The sequence below is a fragment of the Streptomyces sp. NPDC052299 genome, assembly GCF_040679335.1.
GTDB lineage: Bacteria > Actinomycetota > Actinomycetes > Streptomycetales > Streptomycetaceae > Streptomyces.
Map to the genome: position 1 here is coordinate 1 of NZ_JBFAUP010000008.1, position 12582 is coordinate 12582.

General features: G+C 74.7%; 9 protein-coding genes. 3 read left to right on the forward strand and 6 right to left on the reverse strand.

Going from position 1 to position 12582, the window contains the following annotated elements:
* Window positions 1–2244: aminopeptidase N (gene pepN / locus AB0L33_RS15215; RefSeq protein ID WP_365681442.1), on the forward strand; the 2244-nt coding region annotated here is incomplete at its 5' end.
* A gap of 60 nt (window positions 2245–2304) precedes the next feature.
* On the opposite strand, the gene alc is transcribed toward pepN, so the two are convergent.
* The 5 genes from alc to AB0L33_RS15240 form a co-directional block, all read right to left on the reverse strand.
* Entirely contained in the window at window positions 2305–3444 is a 1140-nt protein-coding gene (gene alc, locus AB0L33_RS15220) for an allantoicase (RefSeq protein ID WP_365681444.1), read from the reverse strand.
* 59 nt (window positions 3445–3503) lie between these two features.
* On the reverse strand, window positions 3504–4442 hold the full coding sequence (locus tag AB0L33_RS15225) for a LysR substrate-binding domain-containing protein (RefSeq protein WP_365681446.1): 939 nt from the start codon (window positions 4440–4442) through the stop codon (window positions 3504–3506).
* A 127-nt stretch (window positions 4443–4569) separates the two neighbouring features.
* Window positions 4570–4800, reverse strand: coding sequence for a hypothetical protein (locus tag AB0L33_RS15230; protein ID WP_365681448.1), 231 nt, complete (start codon window positions 4798–4800; stop codon window positions 4570–4572).
* A gap of 61 nt (window positions 4801–4861) precedes the next feature.
* A complete protein-coding gene (malQ, locus tag AB0L33_RS15235; protein WP_365681450.1) occupies window positions 4862–6997 on the reverse strand; it encodes a 4-alpha-glucanotransferase in 2136 nt (711 codons plus the stop codon).
* A complete protein-coding gene (locus tag AB0L33_RS15240; RefSeq protein WP_365681452.1) occupies window positions 6998–7258 on the reverse strand; it encodes a hypothetical protein in 261 nt (86 codons plus the stop codon). It lies immediately after the preceding gene.
* Between the two features lie 313 nt (window positions 7259–7571).
* Between AB0L33_RS15240 and AB0L33_RS15245 the strand changes: the two genes are divergently transcribed.
* The gene (locus AB0L33_RS15245) at window positions 7572–10574 is read left to right on the forward strand and encodes a beta-N-acetylglucosaminidase domain-containing protein (protein WP_365681454.1); all 3003 of its coding nucleotides are present in this window, start codon (window positions 7572–7574) and stop codon (window positions 10572–10574) included.
* 67 nt (window positions 10575–10641) lie between these two features.
* Here AB0L33_RS15245 and AB0L33_RS15250 read toward each other — a convergent pair whose 3' ends face one another.
* Window positions 10642–11178 carry an HNH endonuclease gene (locus tag AB0L33_RS15250; protein WP_365681456.1) on the reverse strand — a complete coding sequence of 179 codons (537 nt, stop codon included), beginning with the start codon at window positions 11176–11178 and terminating at the stop codon, window positions 10642–10644.
* A gap of 193 nt (window positions 11179–11371) precedes the next feature.
* On the opposite strand from AB0L33_RS15250, the gene AB0L33_RS15255 reads away from it, so the two are divergent.
* Window positions 11372–12430 (forward strand): mechanosensitive ion channel family protein, encoded by a 1059-nt coding sequence (locus AB0L33_RS15255; protein WP_365681458.1) that lies wholly within the window; start codon window positions 11372–11374, stop codon window positions 12428–12430.
* Window positions 12431–12582: the final 152 nt, after the last annotated feature.

The window sequence follows — 12582 nt, forward strand, 5'->3', positions numbered from 1 at the left end:
CGTTTCGTCGATCCGGTCGACGAGCAGGCGTACCTGTACACCCAGTTCGAGGTGCCGGATGCGCGCCGGGTCTTCGCGAGCTTCGAGCAGCCGGACCTGAAGGCGACGTTCCGGTTCACTGTGAAGGCGCCGTCGGGCTGGACGGTGATCTCCAACTCGCCGACGCCGGAGCCGAAGGACGACGTCTGGTCGTTCGAGCCGACGCCGCGCATCTCCTCGTACATCACCGCGCTGATCGTCGGGCCGTACCACTCGGTGCACAGCAGCTACGAGAAGGACGGCCGGACCGTCCCCCTCGGCATCTACTGCCGGCCCTCGCTCGCCGAGTACCTGGACGCGGACGCGATCTTCGACGTGACCCGGATGGGCTTCGACTGGTTCCAGGAGAAGTTCGACTACGCGTACCCGTTCGCCAAGTACGACCAGCTCTTCGTCCCCGAGTTCAACGCGGGCGCGATGGAGAACGCGGGCGCGGTCACCATCCGCGACCAGTACGTCTTCCGGTCCAAGGTGACCGACGCGGCGTACGAGACGCGGGCCGAGACCATCCTGCACGAGCTGGCCCACATGTGGTTCGGCGACCTCGTCACCATGGAGTGGTGGAACGACCTCTGGCTGAACGAGTCGTTCGCCACGTACACCTCGATCGCCTGCCTGGCGTACGCCGAGGGCTCGGGGTGGCCGCAGTCCTGGACCACGTTCGCCAACTCCATGAAGACGTGGGCCTACCGGCAGGACCAGCTGCCCTCCACCCACCCGATCATGGCCGACATCCGCGACCTGGACGACGTCCTGGTCAACTTCGACGGCATCACGTACGCCAAGGGCGCCTCGGTCCTCAAGCAGCTCGTCGCGTACGTCGGCATGGACGCGTTCTTCAAGGGCGTCCAGGCGTACTTCAAGGCGCACGCCTTCGGCAACACACGGCTGACCGACCTCCTGGGCGCGCTGGAGGAGACCTCCGGGCGCGACCTGAAGACCTGGTCGAAGGCGTGGCTGGAGACGGCCGGGATCAACATCCTGCGTCCGGAGATCGAGACCGACGAGAACGGTCACGTCACCTCGTTCACCGTGCTGCAGGAGGCGCCCGCGCTGCCCGCGGGGGCCAAGGGCGAGCCGACGCTGCGGCCGCACCGGATCGCCATTGGCTGCTATGCCATCGACCCTGCCGCCGACGGCAAGCTGGTCCGCACGGACCGGATCGAGCTGGACGTCGACGGCGAGCGCACCACCGTGCCGTTCCCGGCGGGCAAGGCGCGCCCGGCCGTCATCCTGCTCAACGACGACGACCTGTCGTACGCGAAGGTCCGCCTGGACGAGGAGTCGCTGCGGGTCGTCACCGAGCACCTGGGCGACTTCACCGAATCCCTGCCGCGCGCCCTGTGCTGGGCCTCCGCCTGGGACATGACCCGCGACGGCGAGCTGGCCACCCGCGACTACCTCGCGCTGGTCCTCTCGGGAATCGGCAAGGAGTCGGACATCGGCGTCGTGCAGTCGCTGCACCGCCAGGTCAAGACGGCGATCGACCTGTACGCGACGCCGGAATGGCGCGAGGCGGGCCTGACGCAGTGGACCGAGGCGACGCTCGCGCACCTGCGCGCCGCCGAGCCCGGCAGCGACCACCAGCTGGCCTGGGCGCGCGCCTTCGCGGCCACCGCCCGCACCCCGCAGCAGCTGGACCTGCTCCGCTCGCTGCTCGACGGCACCGAGGCGATCGAGGGCCTGACCGTGGACACCGAGCTGCGCTGGGCGTTCGTCCAGCGGCTCGCCGCCACCGGGCTCATCGACGAGGAGGAGATCGACGCCGAGTACGCGCGGGACCGGACGGCGGCGGGCGAGCGCCACGCCGCCTCCGCGCGGGCGGCGCGGCCGAGCGAGGAGGCGAAGGCCGAGGCGTGGGCGTCGGTCGTGGAGTCGGACAAGCTGCCGAACTCCCTCCAGGAGGCGGTCATCGCCGGCTTCGTGCAGACGGACCAGCGCGAGCTGCTGGCCCCGTACACCGAGAAGTTCTTCGCCGCGGTGAAGGGCGTCTGGGACTCGCGGAGCCACGAGATGGCCCAGCAGGTCGCGATCGGCCTGTACCCGGCGCTCCAGGTCTCGCAGGAGACCCTGGACGCCACGGACGCCTGGCTGGCCTCGGCCGAGCCGGGCGCGGGGCTGCGCCGGCTGATCTCGGAGTCCCGTTCGGGCGTGGAGCGCGCGCTGCGGGCCCGGACGGCGGACGCGGCAGCAGCGACCGCGTAACCCGGCTGGAAACCGCCCGGCGGACAGGCGCTGAAGCGCAGCCGTCCGCCGGGCGGGGGCTCACGAGGCCGACGCCTCGTAGCGGGCCCGGAGGTCCGCCGCGCCGGACTCGGTCAGGGAGCCGTGCAGGCGCATCCGGGCGACTCCGCCGTCGGGGAAGGCGTCGAGGCGCACGTGAGTGACCACGGCCTCGTCCGGCAGCGTGAAGCGGTGCAGGGTGTCGGGCTGGAGGCGGGTGCGCGGGATGATCTCGGACCACTCACCGCTCTCGCCGTCCCGGCCGTGCAGGGCGATCCAGCCGGCCGCGTTGCCCTTGAGGTAGGCGGTGTCGATCTCGACCGCGCGGACGGCGCCCTGGGCGGGCAGCCGGAAGCGGACCCAGTCGTTGGTGTCGCGGACCCGGCGGCGGCGGTTCTCCCAGCCGTCGTCCATCTTGCGCGAGGTGCCCGGCAGGATGATCTGGGTCGGCGAGGAGTAGAACCGGTCCGAGGCGTCCTCGTAACTGCCGCCGTTCAGGACCGAGATCAGGTCGAACGTGCCGAGCGTGGCCAGCCAGGACGGGTCGGGGACGACCTCGCCGTGCACCCGGAGGCGTGCGATGCCGCCGTCGGGGTGCTGGCAGAGGCGGATGTGGGTCCAGCGGCGTCCGCCGGTGATCTCGAAGCCGTTGGCGGCGTGGCCGCGCACGGGCGTCGGGGGGACGATCTCCTCCCACTTCACGTCGTCGGCGAGCAGTTCCTCCGGGCCGGGCGCGCCCTCGACGCAGGTGGCCTGGACGGAGACGCGCTGCGGGTAGTTGCCCCGGAAGTGGGCGGTGTCCACGACGATGCCGCGGATGATGCCGGGGGCGCCGAGCCGGATCAGCGCCCAGTCGTGCTCGTCGGGGGCCGGGAACGGGTGCCGGGCGTCCGCGCCGCGCCGGCGGCGGGTCTCCCAGCCGTCCATGATCTTGCCCTTGTGGCCGAAGTGCTCGGGGTCGAAGACCGCGCGTTCCCGGACGAGCAGGTTCTCGCGCTGGGCGAAGAACTCGTCGTTGGCGGCGATCACGCCCGCGCCGAGCCGCCGGTCGGCGAGGTCCACGAGGCCGGTGAAGGGGAGGTCGGCGGTGCGGTAGTCGGCGTAGGGGTCACCGCCGCCGTACGGTGCCGCCTCGTTGGCGTGGGGGTCGTCGTGCCGGATCTCATTCTGTTCGGTGGTCATGCGGTCACTGTCGTACGCCGGAAGCCGGTAGGTCCATCGAAAGTTTCCGCATGAATCGTTCAGCTGGGCTGAACGGTGGTGCCGTCCCCGTACGGCTCCGCCGCCTCGCGCAGCGCCGCGAGGACCCGGGCCACGGCGGGGGCGTCCTCTCCCCCGCGCCGGACGGCGGCGACGACGTGGCGGCGGGGCCGGTCCGCGTCGAGGACCCGCATCACCACGCCCTCCCGGCCGTGCCGTTCCACCGAGGCCATGCGCGGAACGAGCGCGATCCCCAGGTCCGCGGCGACCATGGCGAGGATCGCCGTCCAGCCGGACGCGCTGTGCGCCTGCTCGGGTACGAAGCCCGCCGCCCGGCACGCGGAGACGGTGATCTCCGACCAGGGGCCGGAGCCGCCGTAGATCCAGGGCTCGGCGGACAGGTCGGCGAGGCGCAGTCCGGGCGCGTCCGCGAGGCGGTGCCCGGCCGGGAGCGCCACGTCGAGCGGGTCGGCGAGCAGCGGCAGAACGGCGAACCGGGGGTCGCGGGCCGTCGGCGCGTCGGCGGCCAGCGACAGGGCGAGGTCGACCTCGGCGGCGGCGAGCAGTTCGTACGCCTGGGCGGCCTCCGCCTCGCGCACCCGGACCTCGGGGCCGGGGCGGGGGTCGGCGCGCAGCCGCTGCACGGCCGGGACGACGAGGGCGGGCACGGCGGTGGCGAACGCGGCGACCCGGACCTCGCCCGCCTCGCCGCGCAGATAGCCGGTCAGCTCGGCGTCGGCGCGTTCCAGTTGGGCGAAGACCGCCTCGGCGTGGCGCAGGACGAGCTGGGCGGCGTCGGTGAGGCGGACGCGGCGGCCCTGTGCCTCCAGGAGCGGCACGCCGAGCTGTCTGGCCAGGTTGGAGAGCTGCTGCGAGACCGCCGAGGGGGTCATCAGCAGGGCGTCGGCGGTCGCGGTGACCGTGCCCCGGTCGCGCAGGGTGCGCAGGATGCGGAGCTTCTTGACGTCCCACTCGGTCATGGGCGCAACCTACCGCCGCGTCCGGGTCCGGACATGCGGGTGCGCCGCGCGGTAGCGGCTACCGTGCGGCGCACCCGTGCCGTGCGGGACGGGACCGGGGCGGGGCCCCGGTCGCCGGGCAGGTGGGTCAGGCCTGCTTCTTGGACTTGTCGAGGACCATGACCAGGCCCGCGATGACCCCGAACAGGACGAGCGGCGCCAGGACGAACAGGCCGAGCGTGTCGAGCACGCTCAGGCCGGTACCCGGGTCGTCGCCGTCGTCGCGGGTGAGCGCGAGCGCGGGGGACGACATCAGCAGCATCATCAGCGTCGTTCCGGCGGCGACGGCGCCGGCGCGCATAGCGTTCTTCTTGTCCACGGTGCAAACGTAGCGAACGCCCGCGCGGGCCGCGCGCCCGGGGGTGCCGTACGGGGCCCGGTCATGGCAGGCGGGCCTCCCCGGGCTCCCGCGGGGCGCGCAGGACGTCCATCAGGCGGTGCAGCCGGGGCGAGGCGGCCAGTTGTTCCAGCGTGACCGGGACGCCCTCGGCGTCGGCGACGGGCAGCCGCCAGTTCGGATACTGGTCCCAGGTGCCCGGGAGGTTCTGCGGGCGGCGGTCGCCGACGGTGTCGGGGAGCCAGATCCCGGTCATCCGGGCGGGGGTGCGCAGCAGGAAGCGGTGGACGGCTTGGACGGCCGCCTCCTCGTCGGCGCCGCCCTCGGCCCCGGGAAGCGCGGCGCCGCCGGGGAGCAGGCCGAGCCGGGTGAGCAGGGCCAGCCACTCGGCCGTGTCCGCGCCGTCCTCCCGCAGCTCCTCGTCCAGCGGGCGGGTGAGCAGGCCGAGGCGGTGGCGGAGCGCCACGTGGTCGCCGGTCAGCCGGGCGGCGGTGGACGGCAGGTCGTGGGTGGTCGCGGTGGCCAGGCAGTCCCGGCGCCACCGCTCGGGGGCCAGGGGGCGTCCGTCGCCCGCCCAGTCCCGCTCGAACCAGAGCACCGAGGTGCCGAGGACGCCGCGACGGGCCAGCGCCTCGCGGACGCCGGGCTCGACCGTGCCCAGGTCCTCACCGACGACGACGGTGCCGGCCCGGTGCGCCTCCAGGACCAGGACGGCGAGCATCGCCTCCGCGTCGTGCGAGACGTAGGTGCCCTCGGTGGGCGGGCGGCCCTCGGGCACCCACCAGAGCCGGAACAGGCCCATCACGTGGTCGATGCGGAGGGCGCCCGCGTGGGCGAGGACACCGCGCAGCAGGCCGCGGTACGGGGCGTAGCCGGAGGCGGCGAGGGCGTCCGGGCGCCAGGGCGGCAGACCCCAGTCCTGGCCGCGCGCGTTGAACGCGTCCGGGGGCGCGCCGACGGACATGCCGTGGGCGAAGGCGTCCTGCTGGGCCCAGGTGTCGGCGCCGCCGGGGTGCACGCCGACCGCGAGGTCGTGGACGACGCCGACGGGCATCCCGGCCTCCCGGGCGGCGCGCTGGGCGTCGGCGAGCTGGCCGGCGGTCAGCCAGGCGAGCCGGCAGTGGTGGTCGACCCGGTCCAGCAGCTCGGCGCGGGCGCGGGCGGTGGCGTCGGAGCGGGGGTCGCGCAGCTCCTCCGGCCAGTCGTGCCAGTCGGGGCCGTGCACCTCGGCGAGCGCGCACCACAGGGCGTGGTCCTCCAGGGCGCGGCCTTGGGCGGCGAGGAAGTCGCAGTAATCGGCGTGCCGGCCGGGGGTGAGGGGGACCGCGAGGATCAGGTCGAGGGCCTGCCGCTTGAGGGCCCAGACGGCGTCCCGGTCGATGAGGGCGCCCTTGTCCAGGACGGCTTCCCGCAGCTCGGCGCCCTTGCGGCGCAGCGCGTCCAGGTCGACCGGGTCGGGCACGTGCCCGTACTCCGGGACGGACTCGACGCGCAGGTGCACGGGGTCGGGGAAGCGCCGGGAGGAGGGGCGGTAGGGCGAGGGGTCGGTGGGGTCGCCGGGCAGCGCCGCGTGCAGCGGGTTGACCTGGACGAAGCCGGCGCCGAGGCGGCGGCCGGACCAGGAGGCGAGGTCGGCGAGGTCACCGAGGTCGCCCATGCCCCAGGAGCGGGCGGAGAGCAGGGAGTAGAGCTGGACCAGGAAGCCGTGGGTGCGGGCGGGCGGCTGGGGGGCGCGGTCCGGGGCGACGACGAGCGTGCAGTCCTGGGCTCCGCGGCCCGGCGCGCGGACGGTGAGCCGGTGCACGCCGAACGGGGGCTCGGTCCACCAGGCGCTTCCCGGTCCGGCCGGATCAGGTCCCCCGGTGGGGACCCGCAGCAGGACCGGCTCGTCGCTCTCCTCCGGCCGGACCGTCAGCTCCGTGCCGGGCGGCAGTCCGGTCAGCGCGGGCGGGAGCGGTTCGCCGGACCACACCACCAGCGTGTCCGGGAGGAGCCGATTGCGGGCGGCCGACTCGGCGGCGGCGAGTGCGTCGCGTACCGCTTCGGGCGTCGTGGCGTCGACACCGAGCGCGCCGAGCACGGCGACGACCGTGGTCTCGGGGACGGACCCGGTGACGCCGGCGGACGGGGAGAAGGAGGTGGCGACGCCGTGCAGTGCGGCGAGCCGGGACAAGCCCATTCAGACTCCTGGGGACTCCGGGCCCCATGCGCAGCCGGACGCGGCCGGTTCGCTGGTCAGCGGGGCGAGGACGGCGAGCGGGGGCTCGCTGGTCAGGGGGGTGGCCTCGGCGAGCGGGGGCTCGCTGGTCAGGGGTATGGCGTCGGCGAGCGGCGCTTCGCTCGTGAGCGGGCCGGGCACGGCGGCGGGGGACGCGCTGATCAGCGGGGCGGATGCCTGTTTGGGGAGGGCGGAGAGCGGGCGCTGCGCGGTGGCGGGCATGGTGGCCTCCTGGCCGTGGAGAACAGGACAGTGACGGCCTACCCAGCGGGCGCCGCCGCAGACGTAGGCGTTACAACAACGAGTTCAACGTGCTCCGGGTCACATTCCGTTCCCGAAGGGCCCGTTGCCCGCAAGACGTTCGCCTTTTTCGGCCATTCGGCGCTGTCTTTCGCGTATCGCCCCGCCGCACGCACCCCGTTCATCACACCGGTCACATCAGGGCATTTCCGTACCGAACACCTCGCGCATTGACACCCTCGCGCGCGGGGTGGTGGGCTCGGTACCCACGGGTAGGGCGAGGGGAGAGACAGGGATGCGGCTCAGTGGGAGGACGCGGGCGACGGCCGTCGCCGTGGCCGTGCTCGGCGGGCTGCTCGCCGCCGGGGCCCCGCCCGCGCTCGCCGCTCCCCCGGACCCGGCGTCCAGGTCCGCGGCCGACCGGAGCCGCGCGGCGGACTCCGCGCTCCCCGCCGTGTGGCCGCGCCCGCAGAGCATGGCGGCGGCCGGGCCCGCCGTCGCCCTGGGCCGCGAGGTCACCCTGATCGCGGACGCGGAGGCCGACCCGTACGCCGTGAAGGAGCTGCGCGCGATCCTGGCGGACGCCGGGGTGCGCACGGTCCACGAGGCGCTGCCGGGTGCCGGTCCTGTCCTGCGTCTCGGCGGCGACGGGGCGGCGGACGCACTGCGCGGCCTGGGCGCCCCGGACCGCGCGGACCTCCCGGCGGGCGGCTACCGGCTGGCGGCCGGGCGGGTCGCGGAGCGGGACACGGTGGCCATCGAGGGCGTCGGCGAGGACGGGCTCTTCCACGCGGTGCAGACGCTGCGCCAGCTGGTCCGGGGCGGGAAGGTCGCCGGGGTCACCGTGCGGGACTGGCCGTCCACCGCCGTGCGCGGGCTGACCGAGGGGTTCTACGGGCAGCCGTGGAGCCAGGAGGACCGGCTCGCGCAGCTCGGCTTCCTGGGGCGCACCAAGCAGAACCGCTATCTGTACGCGGCGGGCGACGACCCGTACCGCCAGGCCCGTTGGCGCGACCCGTACCCGGCGGCGCGGAAGGCCGGCTTCCGGGCGCTGGCCGAGCGGGCCGCGGCCGAGCACGTGACGCTCGGCTGGGCGGTGGCGCCGGGCCAGTCCATGTGCCTGTCGTCGGACCGTGACCTCAGGGCGCTGAACCGCAAGATCGACGCGATGTGGGACCTGGGGGTGCGGGTCTTCCAGGTGCAGTTCCAGGACGTCAGCTACAGCGAGTGGCACTGCGCGGCCGACGCGGACGCCTTCGGCAGCGGCCCCGCGGCGGCGGCCCGGGCACAGGCCCGGGTCGTGAACGGCGTGGCCCGGCACCTGGCGGAGCGGCACGCGGACGCCCCGCCGCTGTCGGTGATGCCGACCGAGTACTACCAGGACGGGGCGACGGCGTACCGCACGGCGCTCGCCCGGGAGCTGGCGGACGGGGTCGAGGTCGCCTGGACGGGCGTCGGGGTCGTGCCGAGGACCATCACCGGCGGCGAACTGGCCGGGGCGCGCGCCGCGTTCGGGCACCCGCTGGTGACCATGGACAACTACCCGGTCAACGACTACGCGCAGGACCGGATCTTCCTCGGCCCGTACACCGGCCGGGACCCGGCGGTGGCGTCCGGTTCGGCGGCGCTGCTCGCCAACGCGATGGAGCAGCCCGCCGCGTCCCGCATCCCGCTCTTCACGGCCGCCGACTTCGCGTGGAACCCGAGGGGCTACGACCCCGCGAAGTCCTGGGACGCCGCGATCGACGACCTCGCGGGCGGCGACGGCCGGAGCGCCGGCGCGCTGCGGGCGCTCGCGGGCAACAGCGCGGGCTCCGTGCTCGGCTCCACCGAGTCCGCGTATCTGCGGCCGTTGATCGCCGCGTTCCGCGAGGCGTACGCGGACGGCGCGGGCAAGGCGCTCGACGCGGCGGCGGACCGGCTGCGGGACGCCTTCGGCGAGATGCGGGCGGCCCCGGCGCGGCTCGCGGGCGTCGCCGGGGGCCGGCTCGGCGCCGAGGTCCGGCCGTGGAGCGCACAGCTGTCCCGCTACGGCCACGCGGGCGAGCTGGCCGTGGACCTGCTGTGCGCCCAGGCCCGGGGCGACGGCGCCGCCGCCTGGCGGGCGTCCCTGGCGCTGGAACCGGTCCGGAAGGACATCGCGGCGGGCGGCGCGAAGGTCGGCGAGGGCGTGCTCGACGCGTTCCTCGACCGGGTCCGCGAGGACGCCCGCTCCTGGACCGGCACGGACCGGCCGGGCGGCGAGGTGTCCGAGGCGCCGGGCAGCTACACGGTGCGCCTCGGCCGGGCCCGTCCGCTGGAGGCGGTCACCGCGACGACCGTGCCGGACGACGGGGTGGCCGCGGGCGCGACGGTCCAGGCGCATGTGCCGGGCGAGGGGTGGCTCGCGCTCGGCCCGTTGTCGGCGAGCGGCTGGACCCAGGCGGCGGGCGAGGGGGTGCGGGCCGACGCGGTCCGGATCAGCTGGCCGGCCGCGACCCCGCTGGCGGACGGGGCGCCGCCCCTGGTCATCCCGCCCCTGGCGGGGGCGTCCGTCCGCGCGGGGGCCGCCCCGGAGGTGCGCTCCCTGGTCCCCTGGTTCGGCGACGAGCCGGCCGCCCGGCTGGACCTGGCACGCGGCGAGACGGACGCGGTCATCGGCGGCGGGCCGCAGGAGGTCCGGGCCCGGCTGTCCGGCCGGCGCCCCGCCGAGGTGAGCGGCCGGCTGACCGCGAAGGCGCCCGGGGGCATCGAGGTCCGGGTGCCGAAGCGGACGACCGTGCCGCGCGGGACGCGGACCGAGGTCCCGGTGCGGATCACGGTCCCGGAGGACACCCCGGCCGGGGAGTACGAGGTGCCGTTCGCCTTCGGCGACGAGAGGACCACGCTGACCGTCCGGGCCTACCCGCGCACCGCCGGACCCGACCTGCTGCGCGGGGCCGCCGCGTCCTCGTCGGGCGACGAGACCGAGGACTTCCCGGCGTCCGCCGCGTCCGACGGCGACCCGGAGACCCGCTGGTCCTCACCGGCCGCGGACGGGGCGTGGTGGCAGGCGGAACTGGCCGCGCCGGTCCGGCTCGGCCGGGTGGTGCTGCACTGGCAGGACGCGTACGCCTCGCGCTACCGCGTCCAGGTCTCCTCGGACGGCCGCACCTGGCGCACCGCCGCGACCGTCCGCGAGGGCCGGGGCGGCCGCGAGTCGGTGCGGATGGACGCGGAGGACACCCGGTTCGTGCGCGTCGTGGGCGACGAACGGGCCACGAAGTACGGGATCTCGCTCTGGTCGGCCGAGGCGTACGCGGTAGCGGAGGACGACTGACTGGGCACGGGCAGGCCGGGGCCCCGGGGCGGCGGCGGGCCGCCCCGGAAAGCACGCGGGCCCGGTCTCAGGCTGAGATGCCGTCGATCCGGGCCATCGCGTCGTCCGCGCCGAACGGTTGCAGATAGGGCAGCCAGCGCGGGTCGCGGTGCCCCGTGCCGATGATCCGCCAGGCCAGTCCGGTCGGCGGGGCGGGCTGCTGGTGCAGCCGCCAGCCGAGCTCGGGCAGATGGCGGTCGGCCTTGACGTGGTTGCAGCGGCGGCAGGCCGCCACCACGTTGTCCCAGGCGTGCCGGCCGCCCCGGCTGCGCGGGATGACGTGGTCGACACTGGTCGCGGCGGCCCCGCAGTACATGCAGCGCCCCCCGTCCCTGGCGAACAGGGCCCGCCGGGTCAGCGGCACCGGACCCCGGTAGGGGACGCGGACGAACCGCTTGAGCCGGACGACGCTGGGGGCCGGGACGGTCCGGGTCGCGCTGTGCATGAGGGCGCCGGACTCTTCAAGACAGATGGCCTTGTTCTCGAGGACGAGGACGAGTGCGCGGCGGAGCGGTACGACGCCGAGCGGCTCGTACGACGCGTTGAGAACCAGGACATGCGGCACGTATGCCTCCTTGTACGCCGGCGGCGCGTGGCTCGCGCCGGGACGATCTCCGCTCTCAGTCTCCCCTCACGCCTGGTCGGAGCGCCACCACGTACGGGTAACGGGCCGGAACGAATTTTTCCCGCAGGGGTCCCCCGTTAGTGTGGTTGTTCAGCGCTCTTCCGCTCAGCGCCCGCCCCCTGGAGGTCTCGCCGTGTCCCTGTCCGCCCTGTTGGCCGCAGCCCCGTCACCCGAGCCCGGCGGCTCGCTGGACGAAGCCGCGAAGCAGGCGGGAGACGCCGCGGGCTGGGTGGAGGAGAACTGGTCCACCTGGCTGAACACCGGGCTGCGGATCGTCCTCATCGCGGCCGTCGCGGTCGTCCTGCGCCATCTGGTCCGCCGCGCCCTGAGCAAGTTCATAGAACGGATGAACCGCAGCGCGCAGGCCGTCCAGGGCACCGCGCTGGGCAGCCTCCTGGTCAACGCGGAGCGCCGCCGCCAGCGGTCGGAGGCGATCGGCTCGGTGCTCCGTTCGGTGGCCTCGTTCCTGATCCTGGGCACCGCCGCGCTGATGATCCTGGGCGCGTTCCAGATCAATCTGGCCCCGTTGCTCGCCTCCGCCGGGGTCGCCGGTGTGGCGCTGGGCTTCGGCGCCCGCAACCTGGTCACCGACTTCCTGTCCGGGGTCTTCATGATCCTGGAGGACCAGTACGGGGTCGGCGACCAGATCGACGCGGGCGTCGCCTCCGGCGAGGTCATCGAGGTGGGCCTGCGGGTCACGAAGCTGCGCGGCGAGAACGGCGCGATCTGGTACGTCCGCAACGGCGAGGTCAAGCGGATCGGCAACCTCAGCCAGGGCTGGTCCACGGCGGGCGTCGACGTCCAGGTCCGCCCGACGGAGGACCTGGAGAAGATCCGTGAGGTGATCACCGAGGCGGCCCAGGTGATGGCCAAGGAGGAGCCCTGGAGCGAGCGGCTGTGGGGCCCGGTGGAGATCCTGGGCCTGGACACGGTGCTGCTGGACTCGATGACCGTCCGGGTGAGCGCGAAGACCATGCCGGGCGAGGCGGCCGGTGTGGAGCGGGAGCTGCGCTGGCGCATCAAGGTGGCGCTGGACGCGGCGGGCATCAGCATGGTGACCGGCGCCCCGGAGGAGGCGCCGGAGGGCGCCGACCCCACGGCCGGGATGGCCGCCCCGTCCGCGTACGCCTCGGCGACATCCCCGCAGTCGCTCGCGACGGCCCCGATCCCGCCGCCGAGCACCACGAAGTAGGGCCTTTCACGTCGGGCAGGCCGGGGACCGCGAGGTCCCCGGCCGCTGTCGTTTCCGGCCGGGTAACGCTTTGGTTGCCACCGGCCGTCAGGTCATTGACGCCCCGGTGGCCCGGGCCCTACCTTCCTCTCACCGAACAGGAAACTTTCCTA

Bases quoted from the DNA above. Each gene is read 5' to 3' on its own strand.
- AB0L33_RS15225 (WP_365681446.1), bottom strand. From the start codon at position 4,442: ATGACCGAGTGGGACGTCAAGAAGCTCCGCATCCTGCGCACCCTGCGC.
- AB0L33_RS15240 (WP_365681452.1), bottom strand. From the start codon at position 7,258: ATGCCCGCCACCGCGCAGCGCCCGCTCTCCGCCCTCCCCAAACAGGCA.
- AB0L33_RS15245 (WP_365681454.1), top strand. From the start codon at position 7,572: ATGCGGCTCAGTGGGAGGACGCGGGCGACGGCCGTCGCCGTGGCCGTG.
- malQ (WP_365681450.1), bottom strand. From the start codon at position 6,997: ATGGGCTTGTCCCGGCTCGCCGCACTGCACGGCGTCGCCACCTCCTTC.
- alc (WP_365681444.1), bottom strand. From the start codon at position 3,444: ATGACCACCGAACAGAATGAGATCCGGCACGACGACCCCCACGCCAAC.